Here is a 25,030-nt window from a genome sequence, read left to right as displayed (position 1 = left end):
GGCACGGCGACGCGGGCGCGCGATCGCGGCGGCGGCCACCGCCTTTTTTTCCCGGCCGGATCGTCAGTGCGCGCACGTGCAATCTCCAACCTTCAAATCACGGCCTAGGAACCTTATCGGGCGTGGCTTTAAAAGGTGCATACAGCATTCGACCTTGATGTCAACGGTGATCGCGCATTCGACTGGAGGGGCCGCCGCCCGGCTGCTATCCACCGGGCGTGAAGAGCGAACTCCAGATCGAGGTCGGCAGGCGCATACGGGCGCGCCGCGAGGCCGCGGGCGTCTCGCAGGAGGAGTTCGCGCGGCGGACCGGCCTGGGACGCTCGTTCTTCGGCCGGATCGAGCGTGGCGCGCAGAACGTCTCGCTCGAGACGCTGGCCCGGATCGCGGTCGCGCTGCCCGTGGACCTCGGCGAGCTGCTTGCGGGGCTGCCCGCGGCGGAGGCAGGCGCCGACTAGTCGGCGGGACGCACGACCGCCGCGCCGACGCCCAGCGGGCCCACCGTCACGAGCACGTTGGTGCAGCCGCCCGGGCTCTCGTCCTCGTCCGGGCCGACCTTCGCCGTCGCGGTCAGGCACTCCTCGTCGCCTTCCTTCGTGCTGAACACCTGGCCGCGACCGCGCAGCTCGGTGACGATGCCGGCGTCCGGCAGCTGCACGGACTGGTATGGATGGGGGCCTGACGAGATGACGAAGATCGAGGCGCCCACCGCGTCGAGGAAGGGCCGCCGGGACGATGTCAGGCTGCCGTGGTGGCCGACGATCAGCACGTCGGCCTTGAGCGCCGCCTTGCAGCATCCGAGCAGCGACCACTCGATGGACCCCCGCGTCGGTGGCGTATCGACCGGATCGCGGCCGCCCGCCTCGGCGTCACCGGCGAGCAGGATGCGGTAGCCGCCGAGGTCGAGCCTCACGACGACCGTGTTCTCGTTCGGGTCGCTGTGCCTCTCGGCGTTGCGGTAGAGGATCGACATGGACGCACCCGGACCGAGCGCTATCGGGTCGGCCGTCATCATCGTGGACTGCGGAATGGAGAGCCTGCCCTTGCACTCTCCGCTAGGGAAGACGGCGAGCCGGACGCCCCCGGTCGCGATAGCGTCATGATACCGCACCCCGGGCTCGGCGAGAACCTTCTTCAGGAACCGGCAGTATCCACGCGTCGGGTTGAGCGCCCCCGAATCCCAGACGTCGCGCACGGCGTATCTGTCGAACACGTCGGGCATGAGCTCGACGTGATCCTTGTGCGGGTGGCTGAGGACCACGTGGTCGAGCGTGGTCAGGTCGGGCCTGACGGCGTGGATGTAGGCGACGACGCGGTTGTCCCTCCCCATCGCCAGGTCGTCCTGGCTGCCGGCGTCGTAGAGCATCGCGAAGCCGGGACCCTCAACGAACACCGCGAGCCCGGTGCCGACGTCGATGACGTGGACCTTCCAGGTCGGCGCGGTAGCGGACAGAGGTTGGGACGGCGGCGCCTCGGCGACGACCACCGTCCACGCCTTGCTGACGTAGCCCGTGGCGCCGTCCGGAAGCCGGACCCGCCACCAGCCGGGAAGGTCCTCGACCACCACCGCCTTGTCGCCCGGACGAAGGCCACCCACCGGCGCGGACGCGGTCGTGGGGCGCTCGCGCACGACGACACCGCGGACCACGCGAGCGCTCGGCGTAACATCGGTCGCCGTAGCGACCTGACCCGCGCACGCGAGCAGCACCGCCGCCATCGCGCAGACGAGACGTGCGAGCAGGCGCGGCATGGCTTCCCCCCTTGACGCTCACGCTAGCCGCGCACGCGGCATTTGCAACGCGTCGCCGCCGGAAGCCACACCATGCCGGACGCAACAGGCACGGAGAGGGTGATGGCCGCGATCGTCACTTCGGCGGAGCGCGCGCGGCGCTGCGCCATCTACACCCGCAAGTCGACAGACGAACGGCTCGACCGGGACTACAACACCCTGGAGAGCCAGCGCGACGTGTGCTCGGCCTACATCCGCAGCCAGCGACACAAGGGGTGGCTGGAACTGGGCGAACTCTACGACGACCCTGCCCAGTCGGGCGGCACGCTGGTGCGGCCCGCGCTGCAGCGCCTCATGGCCGACATCGAGCGCGGCGCCGTCGACGTCGTCGTCATATACAAGATCGACCGGCTCACCCGGAGCCTCGGCGACTTCGTCCGCCTGATGGACCTGTTCGAGCGCTACGAGGTCTCGTTCGTGTCGATCACGCAGTCGTTCGACACGTCGGACAGCATGGGCCGGCTGGTGCTCAACATACTGCTCACCTTCGCCCAGTTCGAGCGCGAGATGGCGGCCGACCGCATCCGCGACAAGGTCGCGGCGATGAAGCGCCGGGGCAAGTGGACCGGTGGACCGCCGCCATTCGGTTACGACGTCGTCGACGGCCGGCTGATCCCCAACGCCGCCGAGGCCGAGACGGTCAACCGCGTCTACCGGCGCTTCCTCGAGCTCGGCTCCTACGTCGCCCTCCGCCGCGAGCTGCAGGAGGAGGGGCTGCGCACCAAGACCTGGACCAACCGCAAGGGCGTCGTGACCGGCGGCGGCGTGGTCAGCAGCGGCATGGTCTACAACATGCTCGCCAGCCGCTTCTACGTCGGCGAGGTGCCGCACCACGGCGAGAGCTTCCCGGGCGAGCACGAGGCGATCGTCGACCGTGCGCTCTGGGAGGAGGTCCAGGCGCTGCGCGCGCGACGCGCGATGTTCAAGCTGGACCTCGGACCCTCGCCGAACGTGCTGCTGGGCATCCTGCACGACGGCCACGGCCGCCGGATGACGATCGCCGACGACAGCACGCGGGGCCGCCGCTACCGCTACTACATCTCGGACCAGGCCCGCTGGGCGGCCAGGCAGGGGGTGAAGCGGCTCCGCGCCGAAGCAGGCGAGCTCGAACGGCTGGTGCTCGCCGCCCTGTGCACGACGCTTCGAGACCAGTCGGAGACGCGGGCGGCGCTCGCCTCGCTCGGCAGCTACGAGCCTGCGACCGAGAGGCTCGTCGCCGCGGGCCCGGCCGCCGCCGGTCGCCTCGCGCGCGCCCCGGCCGAACGGCTGCGCCTGATGCTCACCGCGGTGCTTGCGCGCGTGGAGGTCACCCGGAGCGACGTGACCCTCCTCGTCCGTTGCGCCGAACTCGAGCGGCTGCTGGCGTGGAACGGCACGGGCGTCTTCCGGCGCGATCCTACCGGCTCCCGCCGCGACGACAGGGTCCACGTCGTCCGCATCCCGGCCGTCGCCGTGAGGATCGAGCGGACGCTCGCGCTGCCGCTGGATCGCCGCGACCCCGCATCCGCGGCCGATCCGTCACCTTCGCTGGTCGCTCTGATCCGGGAGGCGCGACGCGCGCAGGCCGCGCTCGACGACGACCGCACCGCGCCGGTCGCCGAGGTCGCCGCGCGCTTCCGTCGCCAGCCCGGCATCTTCGCCCGGCTCGTGCGGCTCAACTACCTCGCGCCCGACATCATCGCCGCGATCCTGGACGGGCGCCAGCCGCCGCGGCTCACCCGGCGCGTGCTGCTCTACGCGAGCCTGCCGATGGACTGGGCGCAGCAGCGCACGCTGCTCGGCTTCGCACCGGCCGCGGAGGTCCAGCTCGACGAGCAGCGTTACTGATCGTAGCCACGACCTGGTCGCGCCGCAGCGCTGACCGGCAGCCTGCCACGTCTGGCTGGCGAGCCATGGCGCAACGGTGTTACCACCGTCCGGAAGACGGGGTGGCGCTGGAGGGGAGAGTGGGCAAGCTAGCTGAGTGGTGCGCAGGCCAGCCCGCCTGGGCGGTGGATGCGATGCAGCGCGCAGCCTCGTGTTCGCAGGACGTGGATGCCGACGCCGATGCCCTCGTCTGCCGCATCGGGCTGGCGCACGGGCTCGCAATAGAAGGCGAACACCCCTGTCAGCCGTTCACCGAGGACAGCATCGTGGCCGTCGGCGCCAGCCCGGACGACGTCATCCTACATTCCGTCGGTCCGCTGGAGGGCCTGGATCGGCTCGCCGGCGGCCAGGTCCTGAAGTTCGCGCTCGACGGCATCACCATCGTCTTCGGCGAGAACGGGTCCGGCAAGAGCGGCTATACGCGCGCGCTGCGGCAACTCACCTGCGTGCGGGAGGAAGCACCGCTCGAGGGAAACGTCTTCGCCGGGGATAGCTCGCCGGCCAAGTCGATAACCTACACCTACCGCGCCGGAGACGGTGATGCGGTCACGGCGACCTGGTCCGAGGGACAGCCCAAGCCTGCGGCTCTCGGCGGGGCGACGCTCCTCGATACCGAGAACCTGCGCGTCTACGTCAGCGGCAAGAGCGACATCCTCTACATGCCTCCCGAGGCGGCGTGCGTGGGGCGGCTCGCCGACCTCTACCAAGCCGCGGGCGATCGCTTCCGAAGCTGGATCGGCGACGCCACGAGGCGGTGCGCAAGGTCCTTCGGTGGCCACTACACGCCCGGCACGACAGCCTCCGCGCTCATAGGACGGCTCCAGGTGGCGACCGCGGAGGCTGAGCTGCCGACGGAGCACGCGCTCCGGGAAGCAGCGAGTTGGGGGCCGGACGCGGAGGCCGAACTGGCAAACCTGCAGACCGAACTCGTGCAGGGGCCAGCGGCGACCGCCGCACTCTGCGACCGGATCGCGACGTCGTGCCTCACGGTCGCCGCTTCCCTCGAAGGGGCAGCCGCCGCCCTCACGGACGACGCCGTCGCGGCGGACGAGGCGCTCGTCGACGCAAGGCAGCGGACGAGACGGGTCGCCGAAGCGCTCGCCGCCGAGCGGATCGGCTCGCAGCCGATTGCCGCGACGGGGTCGGACACCTGGCGCGAGCTTTTCGGCTTCGCGCGGCAATTCGCCGCCGAGGCAGGCGTGCGTATGAGAGGCGAACCGTTCGCCGTCGGCGATCCTTGCCCGCTCTGCCAGCAGGCACTCGGCGAGGACGCAGCCGCCCGCCTGACGGCCTTCGACGCCTACGTGGAGGGACGCGCAACGCAGGAGGCCGAACTAGCCGCGGGCGCAGTCGCGCAGCGGACCGCCGCACTGCGTGCACTCACGTTCAAACCCGAGGCCGAACTCCGCACGTTGCTGGGCGAAGCGGCGACGCAGGGGGAGCCGGCGCAGGCGTTGGTGGACCGGACGGTAGCGTTCGGCAACGCCCTGGAGGCGCGCCGTGACGAGCGCGTCAGCCAGCTCGATGCAGGGCGCATCGCCGATCTCGCGACCCTACCAGCTTCACCCGTCGACGACCTCCGGAACTGGGCGGCTCAGTTGACCGACCACGCAGCAACGCTGCGGTCGGGCGACGACCGCACCGCCGCCGCGGTGAGCCGGGTCGCGGAGCTGACCGACCGGCGGCAGATGAGCGGTCAGATCGAGGAGCTGGTGGCTCGCAGGAACGAACTGAGCAACATACTCGCATGGAAGCGGTGCGAGGCCGCGTTGAACACCGGGCCCCTGTCGCGTCTGATGACGTCGCTGCGCAAGGATCTCACGACCCCCGGTCTCAAGGCCCGCATCGAGGAGGAGATCGGGAACTTCGCGCTCACCCACATACCCCTCCAGTTCTCGGACGAAACCTCCAAGGGGACCAGCTTCTTCGAGGTCGCGCTAGCGACCACCAGAAAGGCGAAGAAGTCGCGCATCCTGAGCGAGGGGGAGCAGCGTGCGCTGAGTCTCGCGTGCTTCCTCGCGGAGTCGCACGTCGCGGGTCGCAAGTCGGGCATCATCCTCGACGATCCGGTCACCAGCCTGGACCACGGTCGAGTCCGATGCGTGGCACGCCGGCTGGTGGACGAGGCGGCCAAGGGGCGCCAGATCATCGTCTTCACGCACAACCTCGTGTTCTACAACGAGCTGACGCTTGCCTGCGTGGATCGCGCCGTCCCGGTGCCGGCGCTGCCATGCCTCATCCAGCAGGGCGGCAGCGGCGAGTTCGGCATCGTGTCCGTAGGCGACGCGCCATGGGTGGCTCGCAAGGTCCGGGAGCGCGAACAGACGCTCAAGACCATGATCGACGACATTCCCGATGATCTCGCGGTCGCCAGCGACGCCTACCGCGGCAGGTGCACGGGGTTCTACGCCGCCCTGCGCGAGACCTGGGAGCGGGCGGTCGAGGAGATCGTGCTGAACGACGTCGTCCGCCGCTACGGCCCGACGGTCGGCACGTTGCGCCTCGGCGGCGTGGACGTGAGCGACGACGACTTCATGCTGATCCATCGCGCGATGACGCGGGCGTCCGAGCACTCGGGGCACGACCAAGCCGCGGGACGCCAGATCGAGACGCCGAGCAAGGCCCAGATGCGCGCGGACCTGGCCGAGCTCACGGGCTTCCGCTCCGCCAAGACGAAGTCCAACAGAGAGGCCGAGGACCGCCGGAGGTCACTCGCCGCAGAACCGCCGAAAGCGGCCGTAGGGTGACGCGCCGCGACAATCGAGCCATGACTGATCCGGAGGAACGATGCCGCAGCTCGACATCAACACTGCCGATCAAAAGGCGCTAGACGCCATTGAGGGTCTGGAGGGCCATGGCCCAGAGATCGTGCGGTATCGCGAGGAACGGGGACGCTTCACCGACCTTCGGCAACTTGAGGAGGTTCCGGGTCTCGCTGGCAAGGTCAGCGACGTGACACGGGACAAGCTCATCGTGAATTGATTACCGATTTGTGGTCAGCCCGACGGCGGGCCTAAGAGGACGACAGACCTCATGCTTCACAAATTCGTCGGTGGCGACGACGCCGCCATCCTCGACGTCATGGACAAGGTGTTGACGGGGTCGCTGAAGTTCGCCTCGGCCGCCCACTTCAACGACCCATTCGAGTTCAAGTTCAAGTCGGTTGCTCCGTCCCGCGACAGGTTCGACGCCTGGCACCGGCAGCACCATCCGGAGAGATCGGCCGCCGAACTCGAGAACGCCTGGGCCGCGTTCGCTGGGCCTGCCGCTGACTGGAACACCTCGTATGCACCGCGCGCAAACGTCCTCTCCAGGCTGTTCGTCCTGTGCCTGGTCGAGAGGTGGGACAGTCACCTCATGTGGTCGCACTACACGAACGCACACCGGGGCTTCGCGGTAGTCTACAAGCCCGAGGTGATCGACACGCTGGCCGCATCGGCGGACCATGTGGGAAGCGGCCATGTCTCCTATCGCGCTGAGCCACCCGAACTGCGCTGGTTCGAGGCCTCGCCAGGGGAGATGCTCGGGCCCATCCTCTTCACCAAGCCGACAGCATGGTCATACGAGAAGGAGCTCCGCATCGTTCGGGCCGGCGAGCCGGCAGGCGCGATCTTCGTCACGGTCGACCCCTCCCTCATTTCCGGCGTGATCCTGGGCGCCCGCGCACCGGCATCGCTCATTGCCAAGGCGATAGCCGCGCGCCGCTCCCGGCCTGACCTTCGCGTCCAGCAGGTCTCCTCGGGCGGGGGCTACGACCTCACGCTCGTCGAGGTAGACGAAAACCTTAAACGAGCAAACCACATCCTCTGAGGGATGGCTGCAACCGTCATGCGAGCCGTCGCGGATCGGTGTTCGCTGATCCGCCACCATTAGGCCGGCGTCAACGGCGATCCTATAACTTCGGCGGGAGGCAGCCATGACGACCGACACCATCTCGCCCTACACAATGGAGGAGGCCCCGACCTCGGTCGGTCGCGTGCTGCTCGCACGTGCGCTCGCCCACTGGTGCGCCGTGCACCACGGCCTCGGCCCCGACGAGGTGGCAGCCGCGTTGGATCCGGGCGGGACGGCCAGCCCGTCGGACCAGGCGCAGGTGAGGTTCGCGGCGCGGCTGCTAGGCGAGCTGGTGGCGCGCGAGGAGATCCACTCCTGGTCCAGACCATTCGGCGGCGGCCCGCCAGACGACGTGCCCGCAACCTACTGGGAGCTCGACGACTATAGGGAAAGATTCGCGAGAAGCGCCTTCGATCCGGACCGCCCATTCGACCGCGACGCCCCATCCACGCACTGGATCTTCCTCGAGCTCGCCGACTTCAACCGCGTGCTCGAACTGAGCTGCGCCGACGTGGTGCCGGAGCGGAGGCCGGCAAGATCCGCCGCGGCAGGCACAGCCGTGGGTGCCGAAGATCGCGACGCAGCTCGCGCAAGCCGGGCCGAGGACCGACACATCCGCATGCCCGAGATCGTCCGTCGCACGGGCATGTCCGCCAGCACGGTCTACAGACGGATCGGCGAGGGCCGCTTCCCGAAGCAGATCCCGATGGAGCGCGGCAACATCGCGTCGTGGTGGGAAAGCGAGGTCGCCGAGTGGATCGCCAACCCGAGGTGAGACAGGGTCCCGGGTTCAGCGCTCCACGCGTCGCCGACGGCCCGCGATCACGGCGTCAAGCGGATCGGCGCCCTCCAGGATGAGCGCCGCCCAGTCCTCCGCGAGCTCGCGCCGGCGCTCCATGTAGCGCTGCCTGTTGTAGACCAGCTCGCTGTGCGACATACCGGTCGGCGAGTGCGCTAGCATCAGGTCGATGACGAGGCGGTCGACGAGCAGGCGCTCGGCGCCGAGGTGGAGGCGCTCCATCCGCCCGTTCATGATCGTGCTGAACGAGCTTCGCCAGCCGTGGGGAACGTGCCGCCCCTTCCAGCCCTCCCGGTTGTAGAGGTAGCCGATGGCGTTCTCGGACAACGGCTTCTGGGAATCGCGGCCGCCGGGGAAGATCAGGCCCTTGCCGTTCGTGAACGGACGGACCGCCCGCAGGACGGCGACGGCGTGCCCGGTCAACGGCACGACGTGCTCAAAGGCGTCGTCCTCCCTCAGGTCGAGCTCCTGCTTCATCTTGTCGGCAGGGTTGCGCCACACGGCGTCCGGCGAGGGCTCGTCCGGCCGGGACCAGTCGACCCCCTCGATCTCCGTCCAGGCCGCGTTGCGCACCATGCCTGGACGCTGCGCGGTGATGCCTAGGTATCGCGAGGCGAACTTGGTCACGGGGGAGGCGGCCGCGCGGTCGACGTCCCGGATGAGCCTCCGGACCGTCTCCACGTCGGTGACCGCTGGCCTTCGCTTGCCAGGGGGCACCGGCTTCAGCGCGTCGCGGACGTTGACGGCAGGATTGCCATTCTTGACCCCAGCCGCGCCCGCATACCTGAACACTCGCTCGGCCCGCTGGCGGAGCCGGTGGGCCGTCTCGATCGCGCCGCGCGCCTCGACCTTCCTCAACGCGGCCAGCAGAAGACCCTCGTCGATCTGGTCGACGGGGAACTGGCCGATCTCCGGAAACAGGTCGCGCTCCATGGACACCAGCACGTCGTCGGCGTGAACGTCCTTCCATCGGTCTTTCTGGCCGGCATGCCACTCGAGCGCGAACTGCCTGAACGTGTTCTCGTGTCCCATCTTCCTGGAGTGGCGCGCACGTTTCGACTCGAGGCCGGGGTCGCGCCCGTCGCGCAGAGCACGCTTGGCGTCGTCGCGGAGCTCACGCGCGCGCTTCAGGCTCAATGCGGGATAGGTCCCCAGCACCAGACGCCGTTCCTTGCCCCCGAAGCGATACTTCAGTCGCCAGGACTTGTGGCCCGTCTTCGAGACGAAAAGGTGCAGGCCGCCCGAGTCAGCGAGCTTGTAGTCGCGGTCGGCCGCGACGGCCTTGCGGGCCTCCACCTCGGTCAGCATCGATGCCCCCATCCGCCGCGGCTCCGTGCCCCGGCGATGCCCCCACTCGAGCTGCGATTGGGTGAAGCCGGATGACGCGCCATGACACAGAGGCTAGGGCTAAGTGCCTCGGGCGACAAGGCTTCTGATAGGGCCTGACACGGCCTGACACCGGCTAGTGGCGGAGCGGGAGGGATTCGAACCCTCGATACGGTTTTGCCGTATACTCACTTTCCAGGCGAGCGCCTTCGACCACTCGGCCACCGCTCCGCATTGCCGGGAACGAGCGCCCTAGTGGGTGGCGGGCGTGGGTGCAAGCGGGCGATTGCGTCGGCGAGGGGGCTGGCGCAGGATCGGCGTATGCTGCTCCTTCCGCTCCTGGCGCCGGTGCAGGCCGTCGCGCCTGCCACGCCTCCCGCTCCGCACGATCCGCTCCCCGCCGACTGGCGCGCGATTCCCGACGACGAGGTGATGATCGTGACGCTGGCAGGCGGGCGCACCGTCGTCGTGCGGCTGGCCGCGACCTATGCGCCGCTGCACGTCGAGAACATCCGCCGGCTTGCCCGCGCGCGCTGGTGGGACGGCGCGAGCGTCTATCGCGTGCAGGAGAATTGGGTGGCGCAATGGGGCGACGCGACGGAGAAGAAGCCGCTTCCGGTCGGCGTGGCCGTCAGCGTGCCGCCCGAGTTCGAGACGCAGGCACCCGCCGCCGCCGTGCCCGCCGCCCGGATGGCGCGCGCGGACACGCACAGCACCTTCTCGGGCATCACCGCGGACGGCTGGCCCGTCGGCGCGGACGGCGCGGGGCACCAGTGGCTGACGCATTGCTACGGCATGGTCGGCGTCGCGCGCGATGCCGATCCGACCAGCGGGACCGGAGCGGAACTGTTCACGCCGATCGGCCAGTCGGCGCGCCGGCTCGATCGCAATTACGCGGTCGCGGGCCGGGTGATCGAGGGGATGAAGTGGCTGTCCGCGCTGCCGCGCAGCGACGCACCGCTGGGCGTCTACCCGACGGCGGAGGAACGGCTGCCGATCGTGTCCGCGGTGCTGGCGAGCGATCTGCCCGCCGCCGCGCGGCCGCGGTTCCAGTATCGCGCCGCGGACAACCCCCGCTTCCTCGCCGCGCTGCGCCGGCGCGAGAACCCGCCCGCGCCGACGATCGGATCCGGCGCGATCGACGTGTGCGAGATGCCGCTCGAGACCCGCCGCCAGCCCTGATCGCTTCCTTCGAAGGACTTTCCGCATGAACCGATGTCTCGCCGCCCTCGTCGCGGCGCTGCTGGCGGGCGCCGCGCCCGTCGCGGCGCAGCGCGCGCCCGCACCCGCCGCACCCGCGCTGCTGCCGGTGGAGATCGACGCGCAGAAGGGGCGGGTGATCGTCACGCTGCCGCCGCCCGGGGCGGACGGCGTCGCCGCGCGCTTCCTCTACGCCGCGTCGCTGCGCACCGGCATCGGCGCGCCGGAGACCGGGCTGGACCACGGCCAGCAGGGCGACAGCTACGTCCTGGCCTTCCGCCGCATCGGCGAAAAGGTGATCGCCGAGTACGAGAATCCGCGCTTCCGGGCGACCGGCGGCAGCGCCGCGGAGCAGCGTGCCGCGCGCGAGAGCTTCGCCACCACGACCACCTGGGTCGGCGAGGTGGCCGCGACCCGGCCGGACGGTTCGTTCACCGTCGACCTTTCGGGATTCCTGACGCGCGACGCGCTGGGCGTCGCGACGGCGCTGAAAAAGCAGGGTGGCTACAAGCTGGACGCGGGCGGCAGCGTGGTGGACGCCGCCGCCACGCGTGTCTTCGCCGACAACGTGGAGCTGGAGGCGCGGCAGAACTGGACCAGCGACGATCCCGGGGCGGCGATCGCGAACATCGCGCCCGACCCGCGGTCGGTGTCGCTGACGATCCACCACTCGCTGCTGCGGCTGCCCGCGCCGGGCTACCTGCCGATCCGCTTCGACCCGCGCTGGGGCGGGATCTTCGGTGCGCCCGTGGTCGATTACGCCGCGCCGCTGGGCGCGGACGTGGTCTACGCGCTCGCCGCGCGGTTCCGGCTGGAGAAGACCGATCCAACGGCCGCGCGCTCGCCGGTCAGGAAGCCGATCACCTTCTACATCGACAATGCCGCGCCCGAGCCGATCCGCACCGCGCTGGCCGAGGGCGTCGGCTGGTGGCGGACCGCGTTCGAGAAGGCGGGCTTCGTCGATGCCTTCCGCGTCGCGATCCTGCCGGCGGACGCCGATCCGCTGGATGCACGCTACAACGTCGTCCACTGGGTCAACCGCGCGACCCGCGGCTGGTCCTACGGACAGACCGTCACCGACCCGCGCACGGGGGAGATCGTGCGCGGGTCGGTGCTGCTCGGCTCGCTGCGGGTGCGGCAGGACATCCTGATCTTCGAAGGGCTGGTCGGCGCGGACAAGGTGGGAACGGGCGGCGCGAACGATCCGGTGCAGGTGGCGCTGGCGCGCATCCGCCAGCTGGGCGCGCACGAAGTGGGGCACGCCCTCGGCTTCGAGCACAATTTCGCCGGATCGACGCAGGATCGCGCGTCGGTGATGGATTATCCCGCGCCGCGCGTGCTGCTGAAGGACGGGGCGCCCGACCTGTCCGACGCCTATGGCAGCGGCATCGGCGCGTGGGACGTGGCGGCGGTGGACCGGCTGTACGGCCAGCCCGCGCCCGGCACGACGCCGGCGGCGGCGGATGCGGCGAAGAGTGCGGCGCTGGCCGCGGCGGGGCTGCGCTTCGTCAGCGACGGGGATGCGCGCAACGTGTCGTCGGGACAGCCATGGGGCAGCCTGTGGGACGATGGCGCCGATCCCGCGGCGGAACTGGTGCGGATGATGGCGGTGCGCCGCGCCGCGGTCGACCGGTTCGGCCTGTCCGCGCTGCGCCCCGGCGAGGCGGTGGAGAACCTGCGGCGCAAGTTCGTGCCGATCTGGTTGCTCCACCGCTATCAGGTGGAGGCGGCGGCCAAGCTGCTGGGCGGGCGATCCTTCGTCTATCCGGTGGCGGGCGGCGGGCAGGAGGCGGCGGCCACCCCGGTCGACGGCGCGACGCAGCGCGCGGCGCTGGACGCACTGCTGGCCACGCTGTCGCCCGACGCGCTGCGCGTGCCGGCGCGGCTGGAGCCGCTGCTCTCCGCCGGGCGCAGCGGGGGCAGCGACCGGCAGTTCGACATCGAGATCATGCGCACCGCGGGCGGGCCGGTGTTCGATCCGCTGGTCGCCGCCGACGTCGCGGCGACGGTGACGCTGGAGGCGATGCTGGACGGCGAGCGGATGCAGCGGCTGGCGTTGCAGCACGGGGATCCCGCGCTGCCGGGCGTGCCGGAGGTGGTCGACCGGCTGCTCGCCGCCACGGTGGCGCGCGCGGGGACCGACCCGGTGGCGCAGCGGGTGGCTGGTCGCGTGCTGCTGATGCTGGCGCGGCTGGCGCGCGACCCGCGTAGCGCGCCGGGCGTGGCGGCGGTGGCGGACGAGGCGGTGGCGTCCAGCGCCGCGCGGCTGGCGAAGGGGCGTGACGCCTGGTCGCGCAGCACCGCGCGGCTGCTGTCCGACGAGGCGCGGCTCACCGCCGCGCTGGCGCAGATCGACGCGCGCACCCCGCGCGTGCCGCCGGGAATGCCGATCGGCGGCGCGGAGAGCGAGTGGATGGAGGGGTGGTGACTCAGCCCGCCGCCGGGAACAGCCGCAGCCCGGCGACCTCCTGCGCGGTGAGCGCGATGCCGAACATCATGCCCAGCCGCATCCGGTAGACGCGCGGATCGGTGATCGTGCCTTCCGCCTTGTCCTCGCCGGCGATGCGGCGATAGCGGTCGTCGGTCAGCGTGGCGAAGCCGTGCGGCAGCACGATGCTGGCGAGGCGCAGCGTGGTGAAGCGCGTGCCCGGCGCGGTGGAGGACCACCAATTGCCGAGCGCGAGGTCGGCGTCGAACACCGTGGCGGTGGTGAAGCTGTACTGCGGCTGCCAGCCTCCGGTGGCGTTTGCTTCTCCGCCGCCGCGCCCGTCGGTACCCGCCACCGTCCCGCTGCGCTCCAGCAGCCAGCCGTGGCGATCGTGCCGCGACAGGCGGAAGCGGGCGCCATCGGGGGCGGTCGCCTCCGCCCCGTCGGCCAGCGGCATGGCGGGCGCGTAGGTGCCGCCGAAACCGGGATCCGCGATCCACGGCCCCTCGTCGGACTCCACCAGGCTGAACGTGTGCGTCAGCGGCGGGACCGTCCCATGGCCGAGATCGATGCCCAGCCACACGCGGGCGAGCAGTGGACGGTGGTCGAACCCGATGGCGCCCAGGGCGTCGCCGAACAGGCGGTTGTGCTCGAAGCAATAGCCGCCGCGCCGCGCCGTCACCAGCTTGGCGAATACCGACGCGCCGTCGATCGCGATGCCGCGGCCCAGGATCACGTCGAGGTTCTCGAACGGAATGGCCAGGCGGTGTGCGCGCTGCAGCCGGGACAGTCCGGCCGCATCCAGCGTGGGCCGCGCGGGCAGGTCGATGCGGGCGAGATAGGCGTCGAGGTCGAACATCGCGTCGCTGTAACGCGCCGGGCGCGCGGGGCAAACCGCCCCCGCCGCAACGAAAAGGGGCCGCCCGGTCGCCCGGACGGCCCCTTGGGATCGGTAAAAACGCCGGTCGGCGAAATTACATCGCGTTGCCCATGGTGTTCGACATCATCATGTCGTTGCCGGTCATCGCGCCGGTGTCGTTCGCCATCATGCCGCCGTTCATGGAGCTGTCGACGGCCGTCATGTTGTCGGTCATCGTGTCCATGCCCTCGGTGGCATTCATGTCGGTGATCATGGTGTTCTCGGTGGTCTCGGTCTTCGAGCCGCAGGCCGAGACCGCGAGCGCCGCCGCAGCGAGCGCCGAACCGGCCAGAACCTTGGTGATGACTGCACGCATGAATTTGCTCCCTAGACTGTGGATTTTGGCGACCGGCTTTACCGTTTCACCCAAACCGGACTGGACATTAATCACAAGACGCAGCCCCCTCAAGCCTCGATTTCACCGCCACAAGTTAGGCTTGTCAGGAAGGCGTCGGCGGTCAACGCCAGCGCGGCGTCGAAGGTTGCAAGATCGCACGCGCGGCCAAGGGCTTGCGCGCTGGTGACGGGAAACTCGGCGAGCCCGCACGGCACGATCCCGCCGAAGTGCGACAGGTCGGGCGACAGGTTGACGGAGAAGCCGTGCAGCGTCACCCAGCGGCGGACGCGCACGCCGATGGCGCCGATCTTCGCCTCCCGCCCGGCGGCATCGCGCGTCCAGATGCCGATCCGGCCGGGCGCCCGGAAGGCGGGGATGCCGATGTGTGCCAGCGCCGCGATCACCCATCCCTCCACCGCGTGGACGAAGCAGCGCACGTCGCGGCCGCGACGGTTGAGGTCGAGCACCAGATAGCCGACGCGCTGTCCCGGCCCGTGATAGGTGTAGCGCCCGCCGCGCCCCGCCGGCACGACGGGGAAGCGCGGATCGACCAGCTCGGCCGGGTCAGCGCTGGTGCCCGCGGTGTAGACCGGCGGATGCTCCAGCAACCAGACCAGCTCGCGCGCCTCGCCCGCGGCCACGGCGGCGGCGCGCGCCTCCATCTGCGCCAGCGCCGCGGCATAGTCCGTCGTCCCCGGCGTCCGGCGCCACTCGATATCGTCGATTTCGCTCACGGTGGCGGGCAGATGCGCATGGCGGCGGCGATTGGCAAGCGCCCGCCGGGCGGCTAGTCCCGAGGGAAGGCGCGACCGCGCGGGTGGGCGTGAAGGGGTGATCGGCATGGGCGGCAGGCGAGTGAGGATCAGCACCGTGTGGGAACGCACGCTGGAGGTGCTGCAGGGAAGGGCCGGCATCCTGGCCGCGATCGCCGCGCTGTTCATCCTGCTGCCCAGCCTCGCCACCAACGCGCTGGCCGCGTTCGGCGGCAGCGGCGCCGCCACGCGGAGCGTCGCGGGGGCGGCGAACCTCGCCTCCTCGCTGCTGCTGCTGGTCGGCCTGCTGGCGATCACGGCGGTGGCCAGCGACCCGCGGGTCGATCGCGCGCGGGGCATCGTGATCGCCGTGCGGCGGCTGGGGCCGGCGCTGGGCTGCGTGCTGCTGCTGATCGTCGCCGCCGTGCTGGCGATCCTGCCGATCACCTACCTGCTCTTCTCCTCCGGCGCGACCTACACCGCGGCCACCAGCCGGGTCGACCTGACCAACGCGCGGGGCGGGCCGATCGCGCTGGCGGGCCTCGCCGCGCTGCTGCTGTTCGTCGTCGGCCTGTATGTCAGCGCGAAGCTGGTGCCGCTGTTCGCCGTGATCGTGAACGAGCGGCGCGGGCTGGGCGCCTTCGCGCGCAGCTTCGCGCTGACGCGGGGGGCGGCGTGGCGGCTGGTCGGCGTCATCATCCTCTACGGCGTCGTCCTCCTCGTGCTCGGCATCGCCACCACCAGCGTGGTCGGCGTGGTGGCGCGGCTGCTGCTGGGCGGCGAGGCGCTGCCGGCGGTGGCGTTCGTCGTGTCGACCTTCGGCGCGATCCTGACGGCGCTGGCCAGCACGGTGCAGGCGGCGTTCTACGCGCAATATTACGTCGCCGCGGCGGAGGCGGTGGCAGAAGCGGGGGCGGGCGAGGGGCCGGAGGCGGAGCGCGCCGCGACGCCGTTCTGATGCCCGGCACCCCCGCCACGTTCCTTGTCGCCGCCTGGCGGCTCCTGCGCCGCGAGGCCGACGCGGTGCTGGCGCTGACCGGTGCGCTGGTGTTCCTGCCCGCCTTCGCGACGCTGCTGGCCGCCGATCCGATCCCCCCGCTGCCGGAGGGGCCGCGCGACCAGGCGGCGATGGCGGCGTGGATGGACACGGTGATCGCGTGGGGAGGACAGGGCAACGCGCTGCTCTACCTGCTGGCGGACGTGGTCGCGCTCTACGGTGCGGCGGCGGTCGCGCTGCTGCTGGTCGCCCCCGCGCGGCCGACGGTGGGCGAGGCGCTGGTGCAGGCGGCGCGGCGGATCGTCCCGTTCGCGCTCTTGAACCTGGCGGTCGCGGTGCCGGTGGGCCTGGGATTGTGGCTGTTCGTGCTGCCCGGCCTCTACGCGCAGGCGCGGCTGTCGGTCGCGCTGCCGCTGCTGGCGGGCGACCCGCGCGCAGGCGTCGGCGCGGCGCTGGCGGGCAGCGTCCGGCGGACGCGCGGGCGCGGGCTGGCGATCACCGGCGCGCTGGTGGCCGTGTTCCTCGTGCAGTGGATCGTGGCGGTGCCACTGCTGTCCGCCGACACCTGGCTGCGCGCGCCGGGGAACGAGAATCCCTTCGTCCTCTTCCTCGTCGATGCCGGCATCGCCGCGGCGGGGGCGGCGTGGCACGTGGCGGCGCTGCTGGTCGGCGTGGTGGCGTACCGCACCGGCCGGGCATAGGGATCTAGAACGGCAGCAGCGGCACCTGCGGCGCGCAGTCAGGGGGCAGCCACCCGGCGAGGCGCGGGTCCGCGAAGGTCTCCACCGTCCGCGCCACCGCCTCGAACCCCTGCGCGCGATAGAAGCCGAGCGCGCGCGGATGGTCCAGCGTGCAGGTGTGCAGCCACACCCGCTCCACCCCCGGCAGCCACGCCCGCGCCAGCGCCTCCGCCATCAGCCACCGGCCCAGCCCCTTGCCGGCGAGTTCCGGCACCAGCGCCAGGTAGGACAGCTCGCACGCGCCCGCCCGCCGGAAATCCAGCTCCAGCATCCCCACCTCGATTCCCGCGCGATCGACCGCGGCGAACACCTGGATGCCGGGATCGTCGATGATCGCGCGGAGCGCGGCATCGTCCATGGCGAGGCGGGAGAACCATAGCCAGCGCGCGCCGACGCGGCGGAACAACGTGCGATACCGGTCGGGCGCGGGCCGGTCCCACCGCACCAGCCGCAGCGGCGAGGGCGGCAGCGGGCGCAGCGGCGGGCGGCGCCGCATCTCCAGCGTGGTGACCACCGTCGCCAGCTCGCCGCGCGGGACCGCGATCAGTCCCATGTCGCGACCGGCGGCAGGCTCATCAGGATCGCGTCGATGTTGCCCCCGGTCTTCAGCCCGAACAGCGTGCCGCGGTCGTAGACCAGGTTGAACTCGGCGTAGCGGCCGCGCCACGCGCGCTGCCGCGCCACGTCGGCGTCGGTGAACGGCAGCCCCATGCGCCGCCGCACGATCCGCGGATAGACGTCGAGGAAGGCACGGCCGACGTCCTGCGTGAAGGCGAGGCCGGCGGCGAAATCGCCCTCGAGGTGATCGTAGAAGATACCGCCGACGCCGCGATGCACGCCGCGGTGGGGGATGTAGAAATACTCGTCCGCCCACTTCCGGAAGCGCGGATAATGGGCGGGATCGTGCGCGTCGCACGCTGTCTTCAGCGTGGCGTGGAACTCGGCCGTGTCCTCCTCCACCGGCAGCGGGGGGTTGAGGTCGGCGCCGCCGCCGAACCATTGCTTCGTCGTGCGCAGGAAGCGCGTGTTCATGTGCACCGCAGGGACGTGCGGATTGGTCATGTGCGCGACCAGGCTGATGCCCGTGGCGAAGAAGCGGGGATCTTCGCCTGCGCCGTGGATGGTCTTGCCGAACTCGCCCTCGAACGTGCCGCCGACGGTGGAGACGTTGACGCCTACCTTCTCGAACACGCGGCCCTTCATCACGCCGCGTACCCCGCCACCTCCCGGCTCGCCCGACGGATCGGTGCGATCCCATGCGATATAGTCGAAGCGCGCGTCCGATCCCGCCTCGCGCTCGATCGCCTCGAACTCGGCGCAGATCAGGTCGCGCAGGTGCTCGAACCAGGTGCGGGCTTCGGTCTGTTGCGGGTCGAGCGTCGGCATGGCGGGCGTGTAGCCGCGGCGGGGCGCGGGTGTCGAGGCGACAGGATGTCCCATCCTTGCCGCGGCGCGACCGGGGTGGCAGCATGGCCGATGGGGGGAAATCGACGATGCGGCTGTTCGTGCTGATGGCGACACTCGTGCTGGCGGCGTGCGCCCCCGCGCCGGCGGCGAACCGTGCCGACGCGGCGCATGGCCGGCGGCTGGCGACGGTGATGGGTTGCGTCAGCTGCCACGGCGAGCGGCTGGACGGCCACCTGTTCGAGGAGAACCCGGCCTTCGCGCTGGCGTACAGCTCCAACCTGTCGCGCATCCTGCCGCGCTGGTCGGACGCGCAGATCGCGGCGACTTTGCGGACCGGGCGGCGGCGCGACGGCACCGCCTTGTGGTTCATGCCCACCTTCGCGCAGGCGCCGCTGACCGACGCGGACATGCGCGACCTGATCGCGTGGCTTCGCACGGTGAAGCCGACGGGCACGGACCATCCCGGCATCGTCAAGGGGCCGCAATGGGCGGTGGCGCTGGGCCACGGCTTCAGCGATTCGGCCGCGCAGGCGACGCGGCTCGCCGCGCGTGCGCCGCTCGATGCCGGCGGTGCGACCGCGACGGGCCGCTACCTGGCGCGGATCGCCTGCGCCGAGTGCCACGGGCCCGACCTGAAAGGGCCGAAGGACCCGCAGCCCGGCGACGCGCCCGACCTGGTCGTCGCCGCGGGGTACACCCCCGCCGATTTCCGCCGCCTGCTGCGCACCGGCGAGGCGGCGGGCGGACGGCAGGTGGGGTTGATGAGCCAGGAGGCGCGCCACCGCCTCCACGCGCTGACCGACGCGGAGATCGGGGCGATCCACGCCTATCTTTCCGCGCGCGCCGGCCATTAATCCGCCATTCGTTCCTGCCATGCGACAAGGCATGATGGGCGGAGGGACGATGAACGCGATCGCGGGCGCGCTGCTCGCGCTGCTCGCAGCGGGGCCGGCGCTGGCGCAGCAGGTGCAGGCCGCGCCGGACGCGCTGGCGCAGGACGCGGCCGAATATGCCCGCCTCTTCGCCGTTCCCGCGGACGAGGCGCTGCGCCGGCTGCGCGCGCAGGAGGCGACCGTCGCGGTCACCGAGCGCATCGCGCGCGAGCAGGATGCGCGGCTCGCCGGCATCGCAGTGGAGCACCGGCCCGATTTCCGCATCGTCGTGCGCCTGACCGGCGACGCGGCCGTGGAGGACGAAGCGGTGGTGATCGACGGGCTGACCGTGCCGATTGTCTATCGCACCGGCGCGTCGGCGACGCGGCGGCAGCTGACCGAGGCGCTGGCGACGCACCAGGCGGCGCTGGCGGCGGAGCTGCCGCACGCACCGGGCATGGGCGTGGACCTGGCGCGCGGGGCCATCGTCGTGTCCGCGTCGCGCGCCGACGTGGACGCGCTGGGCGCGGCGGTGATCGCCGAGCGGCTCGCCGCCATCGCCGGCGTGCCGGTGCGCGTGCGCGCGGACGGCACGACGGTGGAGCTCGCCGCCGCGGCGGAAGGGGGCGCGCGCGTGATCGGTACGCACCCGGGCGACCCGCGCCGCTTCGCCTGCACGACGGGCTTCGTCGTCACCGACGGCGCGCGCACCGCCATCACCACCGCGGCGCATTGCCCGGACGAGCTGAGCTACGTCGCGCCCGACGGCACGCGCGCGCCGCTGCCCTTCGTCGGGCAATGGGGCTGGGGCTATCAGGACGTGCAGATCAACGCCGGGGGCGACCCGCTGGCACCCTATTTCTTCGCGGACACGGCGAAGACGCGGATGCGGCAGGTGGAGGGGCGCCGCGCACTGGCGTCGACGCGCGCGGGCGACTTCGTGTGCCACCGCGGCGAGCGCACCGGCTACAGCTGCGCGACGGTGGAACTGGTCGACTTCGCGCCGGGCGGGCAGCTGTGCGGCGGGCTGTGCACGCCGACCTGGGTGACGGTGGCGGGCCCCGGCTGCAAGGGCGGCGACAGCGGCGCGCCGGTGTTCCTGGGCGGTCGCGCCTTCGGCATCGTGAAGGGCGGCAGCTATCGCGCGGACGGATCGTGCGGCTTCTACTTCTACATGTCGACCGACTACCTGCCGGACGGCTGGCGCCTGCTGGGCGATCCTGCCGCCCCCGCCGCGCTGCCAGTGCCGCCCGCCCCGCGGCCCCTCTAGTCCCTATCCGCCCACGCGCCCGCCTGACGCAGCGCCTCGCCCAGCACGATGCCGCAGGCCACCGCCACGTTGAGCGAGCGGAAGCCGGCGCGCATCGGCACGCGCACGCGCAGGTCGGCCGCGGCGTGGACCTGCGCGGGCACCCCCGCGCCCTCGCTGCCGAAGAGGAGGACGTCGTCGCCGCGGAACGCGGCGTCGTAGAGCGGCGTGGCGCCCGCGGTGGTGGCCAGCACCAGCCGGCCCGTCACCGTCGCGCGGAACGCAGCCCAGTCGGCGTGGCGCACCACATCCGCGACGGCGGCATAATCCATCCCCGCCCGCGCCAGCGCGCGGTCGCTCCAGGGGAAGCCCGCCGGCTCGATCACGTCCACGCCGACGCCCCAGCAGGCGGCCAGCCGCAGGATCGTGCCGAGATTGCCGGCGATATCGGGCTGGAACAGGGCGATGCGCATCGCCGCCGCGCTACACCCCTCCGCCGGCGGCGGCAAAAACCGATTGGCAAAGCGCGCGACGCACGGCTATCAGGCCCGGCGAGCGCCTCCGTGGGGACGGGGGCGACGGCGGGCACGAGGGCAGGGGAGCCTCCGGAAGGAACCTCTCGCGCGATCCCGGCGGACGACGAACGATGCTTGAGGGTCTGACGCGAATGGCGACGATGGACGACAATATTCCTCTCGGCGAGAATCCCGCGCCGTACCACGAGGAAGCGCACGATCCCCGCCGCCGCGACTTCATCAACATCGCCGCCGTGTCCTTCGCCGGCGTGGGCGCGCTGGCGATCGTGCTGCCGCTGGTCAACCAGATGAACCCCTCGGCCGACGTGCTGGCGCTGTCGACGACCGAGCTCGACATCTCGAAGATCGAGCCGGGGCAGGCGGTGAAGGCCAGCTTCCGCAAGCAGCCGCTGTTCGTGCGCAACCTGACCCCGGCGGAGATCGCCGCGGCGGACGCGGTCGACGTCGGCTCGCTGCGCGATCCGCAGACGCTGGAGGAGCGGACCAAGGCGGGCAAGAAGAACTGGCTCATCACGCTGGGCGTCTGCACCCACCTGGGCTGCGTGCCGCTGGGCGCGGGCGAGGGCGAGAACAAGGGGCCGTTCGGCGGCTATTTCTGCCCGTGCCACGGCTCGGCCTACGACACCGCGGGACGCATCCGCCAGGGGCCGGCGCCGACCAACCTGCACGTGCCCGATTACACGTTCAATTCCGACACCGTCGTGACGGTCGGCTGAGGTAGCGAGAAATGAGCTTTCCCTGGGCGAAGCATTACGAGCCGAAGCAGCCGCTGATGCGGTGGATGGACGAGAAGCTGCCGCTGCCGCGCCTCGTCTACAATGCCATCGGCGCCGGCTATCCCGTGCCGCGCAACCTCAATTATTTCTGGAACTTCGGCGTCCTCGCCGGGCTCGCGCTGGTCGTGCAGATCGTCACCGGCATCGTGCTGGCGATGCATTACGCCGCCAATGCCGGCGTCGCGTTCGGCTCGGTCGAGAGCATCATGCGCGACGTCAACGCGGGCTGGTTCCTGCGCTACGCCCACGCCAACGGCGCGTCGATGTTCCTGGCCGTCGTCTACATCCACATCGGCCGCGGCCTCTACTACGGGTCGTACAAGGCGCCGCGCGAAATGGTGTGGCTGCTGGGCGTCGTGATCTTCCTTCTCATGATGGCCACCGCCTTCATGGGCTATGTGCTGCCGTGGGGGCAGATGTCGTTCTGGGGTGCGCAGGTCATCACCGGCTTCTTCTCCGCCATCCCGCTGGTGGGCGAGACGGTGCGCGTGTGGCTGCTGGGCGGGTTCGCGCCGGACAATGCCGCGCTGAACCGCTTCTTCTCGCTCCACTACCTGCTGCCGTTCGTGATCGCGGGCGTCATCATCCTGCACATCTGGGCGCTGCACATCCCGGGCTCGAACAACCCGACCGGCGTCGACGTGAAGGGCGAGCAGGACACGGTGCCGTTCCACCCCTACTACACGGCCAAGGACGGCGTCGGCGTCGCGGCGTTCTTTCTGATCTTCGCCGCGCTGATCTTCTTCTCGCCCAACCTGCTCGGCCATCCGGACAATTACATCGAGGCGAACCCGCTCTCGACGCCCGCGCACATCGTGCCGGAATGGTATTTCCTGCCGTTCTACGCGATCCTCAAGAGCTTCACCGCGGACTTCCTGCTGCCCGCGAAGCTGTGGGGCGTGCTCGCGATGTTCGGCTCGATCCTGCTGCTGTTCTTCCTGCCGTGGCTGGATTCCTCGCCGGTGCGCTCGGCCAACTACCGGCCGACCTATCGCTGGTTCCTCCTCGTGCTGCTGCTCGACGTGATCGTGCTCGGCTACGTCGGCGGGGCGGAGGCGACCGCCCGCAACGTCATGCTGGGGCAGATCGCCTCGGCCTATTATTTCGCGCACTTCCTCATCATCCTGCCGATCGTGTCGGCGTCGGAGCGCCCGCGCCCGCTGCCCAATTCGATCACCGAGGCGGTGCTGGCGAAGCATGGCGGCACGTCGCCCGCCAAGACGGCCATGGCCGGCTGATCGAGACGACATCAGGGGACCGATAGAAACATGGCTCGTCTCATCTCGCTGGTGATCGGTGCGGGGTTCGTCTTCGTGCTGGCGCTCGCCCTCTTCTTCACCGCCAAGGATGCCATACAGAACCCGGCCGCGGAGACCGCGGAGCACGAGTTCCACGAGCATCCGCGCGACGCGCACCTCTCCTCCGCGGGGCTGGTGGGCAAGTTCGACCGCGCGCAGCTGCAGCGCGGGTTGAAGGTGTTCCAGGAGGTCTGCGCCGCCTGCCACTCGCTGAAATACGTCTCGTTCCGCGACTTCGAGCACCTGGGCTATTCCGAAGGGCAGGTGAAGGCGCTGGCGCAGGCGTGGCCGATCGAGCAGCCGACGGTGAACGAGGAGACCGGCGAGGCGGCCACGCGCAAGAACGTGCCGTCGGATCGCGTGCCTTCGCCCTACCCGAACGAGGTCGCCGCGCGCGCCGCGAACAACAACGCGCTGCCGCCGGATCTGTCGCTGATGACGAAGGCGCGCCACGACGGCGGCAATTACGTCTACTCGCTGCTGACCGGCTATCGCGCGCAGCCCGCGGCGCTGCTGGCCAAGTTCCCGGACGCGAAGACGCCTCCCGGGCTGCACTACAATCCCTATTTCCCCAACCTGAACCTCGCGATGCCCGCGCCGCTGACCTCGGACGGCCAGGTGACGTTCGACGACGGCACCAAGTCGACGGTGGACCAGATGGCGAAGGACGTGGCGGCCTTCCTGACGTGGACCGCGGAGCCGAACCTGGAATCGCGCCACGCCGCCGGTGTCGCGGCGATCATCTTCCTCGTGATCTTCGTCTTCCTGACGTGGGGCGCCTATCAGAACGTGTGGCGCAACGTGAAGCATTGAGCCGCCGCTCCCGCGTAAGCCGGGCGACATCGACGGGGGCCGGGGCGCGATGCCACGGCCCCCGTCCCGTTTTCGGAAAGGACGCGCACGTGAACGACGATCTCACAGCACTGATCCGCACGATCCCCGACTTCCCCAAGCCGGGCATCGCCTTTCGCGACATCACCACGCTGCTGCTGTCGCCTGCCGGTCTCGCTGCGACGGTCGAGCGGCTGGTGCTCGCCACCCGCGGGCGGGTGGACCTGGTGGCGGGGATCGAGGCGCGCGGATTCCTGTTCGCCGCCGCCGTCGCCGTCCCGCTGAACGCGGGCGTGCTGCTGATCCGCAAGGACGGCAAGCTGCCCGGCGCCACGATCGCGGAGGATTATGCGCTGGAATACGGGCAGGACCGGATCGCCATGCACGCCGACGCCTGCGCGCCGGGGGCGCGCGTGCTGCTGATCGACGACCTGATCGCGACCGGAGGGACCGCGCGCGCCGCCGTGCGGCTGTTGCGCAAGGCGGGCGCGGTGGTGGAGCAGGCGCAGTTCGTCGTCGACCTGCCCGACCTCGGCGGTGCCGACCGGCTGCGCGCGGAGGGGATCGCGGTGGACGCCTTGGTCGCCTTTCCCGGCGATTGAGCCGCGCGGGAACTTCGCCGCGCCGTTCCCGTTTCCTTCCGGTCCGGGGCCGCGCGTTCCTGCGGTCCTCTCCGGCGTAGAGGAGAGAGCCATGTTCCTGAAGCGATTGATCCTGTCCGGTCTGCTCGGCGGACTGGCGCTCGGCACCGCCGCGTGCACCGACGGATACGGCTACAGCGGGCTGGGCGTCGGATATGGTGCGGCCTACGGCGGCGACCCCTATTACGACGGCTTTGGCGGCGGCTGGGGCGGGGGCAATTGGGGCGGGCCCGGCTATGCCTCGTCCTATTATGGCTGGTACGGCGACTATTACTATCCCGGCACCGGCGTGTACGTCTACGATCGCTAGGGTCAGGACCCATTGATGTGAGCGTTGCGATCTGATTCAGGCTCCGCAAGGAGACCGGAATGAGCGACCTGTTTTGGCTGACCGACGAGCAGATGGAGCGGCTGCGGCCGTTCTTTCCCAAGA

At 70.9% G+C, this 25,030-nt stretch carries 25 protein-coding genes and 1 tRNA gene; 17 read left to right on the top strand and 9 right to left on the bottom strand.

The annotated features are described in order from the left end of the window. Positions 1-218 precede the first annotated feature (218 nt). The gene (locus HBH26_RS16935) at positions 219-458 is read left to right on the top strand and encodes a helix-turn-helix domain-containing protein (RefSeq protein WP_168135827.1); all 240 of its coding nucleotides are present in this window, start codon (positions 219-221) and stop codon (positions 456-458) included. Here HBH26_RS16935 and HBH26_RS16930 read toward each other — a convergent pair. Further along, complete coding sequence (locus HBH26_RS16930; protein WP_168135826.1) at positions 455-1,717, bottom strand: MBL fold metallo-hydrolase; 1,263 nt, start codon at positions 1,715-1,717, stop codon at positions 455-457. The two genes, HBH26_RS16935 and HBH26_RS16930, sit on opposite strands and share 4 nt — an antisense overlap. A 135-nt stretch (positions 1,718-1,852) precedes the next feature. Between HBH26_RS16930 and HBH26_RS16925 the strand changes: the two genes are divergently transcribed. From HBH26_RS16925 to HBH26_RS20490, 5 genes are all read left to right on the top strand, one after another. Next, entirely contained in the window at positions 1,853-3,616 is a 1,764-nt protein-coding gene (locus HBH26_RS16925) for a recombinase family protein (protein ID WP_168135825.1), read from the top strand. A gap of 119 nt (positions 3,617-3,735) precedes the next feature. Further along, on the top strand, positions 3,736-6,402 hold the full coding sequence (locus HBH26_RS21250; protein WP_168135824.1) for an AAA family ATPase: 2,667 nt from the start codon (positions 3,736-3,738) through the stop codon (positions 6,400-6,402). A 40-nt stretch (positions 6,403-6,442) separates the two neighbouring features. Beyond that, on the top strand, positions 6,443-6,637 hold the full coding sequence (locus HBH26_RS16915) for a ComEA family DNA-binding protein (protein WP_168135823.1): 195 nt from the start codon (positions 6,443-6,445) through the stop codon (positions 6,635-6,637). Between the two features lie 51 nt (positions 6,638-6,688). After that, positions 6,689-7,465: a DUF2971 domain-containing protein gene (locus HBH26_RS16910; protein WP_168135822.1), complete on the top strand. Its 777-nt coding sequence runs from the start codon at positions 6,689-6,691 to the stop codon at positions 7,463-7,465. Positions 7,466-7,571: 106 nt separating this feature from the next. Next, positions 7,572-8,264 (top strand): helix-turn-helix transcriptional regulator, encoded by a 693-nt coding sequence (locus tag HBH26_RS20490; protein ID WP_209308647.1) that lies wholly within the window; start codon positions 7,572-7,574, stop codon positions 8,262-8,264. Positions 8,265-8,279: 15 nt separating this feature from the next. Here HBH26_RS20490 and HBH26_RS16900 read toward each other — a convergent pair whose 3' ends face one another. Both HBH26_RS16900 and HBH26_RS16895 read right to left on the bottom strand, forming a co-directional pair. Continuing rightward, on the bottom strand, positions 8,280-9,596 hold the full coding sequence (locus tag HBH26_RS16900; RefSeq protein ID WP_168135821.1) for a tyrosine-type recombinase/integrase: 1,317 nt from the start codon (positions 9,594-9,596) through the stop codon (positions 8,280-8,282). 158 nt (positions 9,597-9,754) lie between these two features. Beyond that, a tRNA-Ser gene (locus HBH26_RS16895) sits at positions 9,755-9,845 on the bottom strand. Positions 9,846-9,935: 90 nt separating this feature from the next. Between HBH26_RS16895 and HBH26_RS16890 the strand changes: the two genes are divergently transcribed. Then, positions 9,936-10,796 carry a peptidylprolyl isomerase gene (locus HBH26_RS16890; RefSeq protein ID WP_168135820.1) on the top strand — a complete coding sequence of 287 codons (861 nt, stop codon included), beginning with the start codon at positions 9,936-9,938 and terminating at the stop codon, positions 10,794-10,796. 25 nt (positions 10,797-10,821) lie between these two features. Then, positions 10,822-13,242, top strand: coding sequence for a zinc-dependent metalloprotease (locus tag HBH26_RS16885; protein ID WP_168135819.1), 2,421 nt, complete (start codon positions 10,822-10,824; stop codon positions 13,240-13,242). Position 13,243: 1 nt separating this feature from the next. Here the strand turns inward: HBH26_RS16885 and HBH26_RS16880 are convergent, their stop codons facing one another. From HBH26_RS16880 to lipB, 3 genes are all read right to left on the bottom strand, one after another. Next, positions 13,244-14,101, bottom strand: a complete 858-nt coding sequence (locus tag HBH26_RS16880; RefSeq protein WP_168135818.1) for an arylamine N-acetyltransferase family protein — start codon at positions 14,099-14,101, stop codon at positions 13,244-13,246. A 115-nt stretch (positions 14,102-14,216) separates the two neighbouring features. Continuing rightward, positions 14,217-14,477, bottom strand: a complete 261-nt coding sequence (locus HBH26_RS16875; RefSeq protein WP_168135817.1) for a hypothetical protein — start codon at positions 14,475-14,477, stop codon at positions 14,217-14,219. 89 nt (positions 14,478-14,566) lie between these two features. Beyond that, positions 14,567-15,232 (bottom strand): lipoyl(octanoyl) transferase LipB, encoded by a 666-nt coding sequence (gene lipB / locus HBH26_RS16870; protein ID WP_338057447.1) that lies wholly within the window; start codon positions 15,230-15,232, stop codon positions 14,567-14,569. A gap of 106 nt (positions 15,233-15,338) precedes the next feature. Between lipB and HBH26_RS16865 the strand changes: the two genes are divergently transcribed. Together HBH26_RS16865 and HBH26_RS16860 are read left to right on the top strand one after the other, a co-directional pair. Continuing rightward, on the top strand, positions 15,339-16,208 hold the full coding sequence (locus HBH26_RS16865; protein WP_168135805.1) for a hypothetical protein: 870 nt from the start codon (positions 15,339-15,341) through the stop codon (positions 16,206-16,208). Further along, positions 16,208-16,948, top strand: coding sequence for a hypothetical protein (locus HBH26_RS16860; protein ID WP_168135816.1), 741 nt, complete (start codon positions 16,208-16,210; stop codon positions 16,946-16,948). The genes HBH26_RS16865 and HBH26_RS16860 overlap by 1 nt, the downstream gene beginning before the upstream one ends. Positions 16,949-16,952: 4 nt before the next feature. Here HBH26_RS16860 and HBH26_RS16855 read toward each other — a convergent pair whose 3' ends face one another. Both HBH26_RS16855 and hemF read right to left on the bottom strand, forming a co-directional pair. Continuing rightward, positions 16,953-17,540: a GNAT family N-acetyltransferase gene (locus HBH26_RS16855; RefSeq protein WP_168135815.1), complete on the bottom strand. Its 588-nt coding sequence runs from the start codon at positions 17,538-17,540 to the stop codon at positions 16,953-16,955. Continuing rightward, entirely contained in the window at positions 17,531-18,373 is an 843-nt protein-coding gene (gene hemF / locus HBH26_RS16850) for an oxygen-dependent coproporphyrinogen oxidase (RefSeq protein WP_168135814.1), read from the bottom strand. The genes HBH26_RS16855 and hemF overlap by 10 nt, the downstream gene beginning before the upstream one ends. Positions 18,374-18,456: 83 nt before the next feature. Here hemF and HBH26_RS16845 point away from each other — a divergent pair, with 83 nt between their 5' ends. Continuing rightward, positions 18,457-19,248, top strand: coding sequence for a c-type cytochrome (locus HBH26_RS16845; protein WP_168135813.1), 792 nt, complete (start codon positions 18,457-18,459; stop codon positions 19,246-19,248). Positions 19,249-19,297: 49 nt separating this feature from the next. Further along, on the top strand, positions 19,298-20,536 hold the full coding sequence (locus tag HBH26_RS16840; RefSeq protein ID WP_239024885.1) for a S1 family peptidase: 1,239 nt from the start codon (positions 19,298-19,300) through the stop codon (positions 20,534-20,536). Here the strand turns inward: HBH26_RS16840 and HBH26_RS16835 are convergent. After that, the gene (locus tag HBH26_RS16835; protein ID WP_168135811.1) at positions 20,533-20,988 is read right to left on the bottom strand and encodes a tRNA (cytidine(34)-2'-O)-methyltransferase; all 456 of its coding nucleotides are present in this window, start codon (positions 20,986-20,988) and stop codon (positions 20,533-20,535) included. The genes HBH26_RS16840 and HBH26_RS16835 overlap by 4 nt on opposite strands. 203 nt (positions 20,989-21,191) lie before the next feature. Here HBH26_RS16835 and petA point away from each other — a divergent pair, with 203 nt between their 5' ends. From petA to HBH26_RS16810, 5 genes are all read left to right on the top strand, one after another. Then, positions 21,192-21,767: a ubiquinol-cytochrome c reductase iron-sulfur subunit gene (petA, locus tag HBH26_RS16830; protein WP_168135883.1), complete on the top strand. Its 576-nt coding sequence runs from the start codon at positions 21,192-21,194 to the stop codon at positions 21,765-21,767. Between the two features lie 11 nt (positions 21,768-21,778). After that, the gene (locus HBH26_RS16825) at positions 21,779-23,065 is read left to right on the top strand and encodes a cytochrome b (RefSeq protein WP_168135810.1); all 1,287 of its coding nucleotides are present in this window, start codon (positions 21,779-21,781) and stop codon (positions 23,063-23,065) included. Between the two features lie 30 nt (positions 23,066-23,095). Then, complete coding sequence (locus tag HBH26_RS16820) at positions 23,096-23,938, top strand: cytochrome c1 (protein ID WP_168135809.1); 843 nt, start codon at positions 23,096-23,098, stop codon at positions 23,936-23,938. Positions 23,939-24,027: 89 nt separating this feature from the next. Further along, positions 24,028-24,558, top strand: coding sequence for an adenine phosphoribosyltransferase (locus HBH26_RS16815; RefSeq protein ID WP_168135808.1), 531 nt, complete (start codon positions 24,028-24,030; stop codon positions 24,556-24,558). Between the two features lie 91 nt (positions 24,559-24,649). Further along, positions 24,650-24,907, top strand: coding sequence for a hypothetical protein (locus HBH26_RS16810; RefSeq protein WP_168135807.1), 258 nt, complete (start codon positions 24,650-24,652; stop codon positions 24,905-24,907). The last annotated feature ends 123 nt before the right edge of the window (positions 24,908-25,030 follow it).

It is taken from the genome of Sphingomonas corticis (genome assembly GCF_012035195.1).
Classification (GTDB): Bacteria; Pseudomonadota; Alphaproteobacteria; order Sphingomonadales; family Sphingomonadaceae; genus Sphingomonas; species Sphingomonas corticis.
This window is presented reverse-complemented; position numbering and strand designations above follow the sequence as displayed.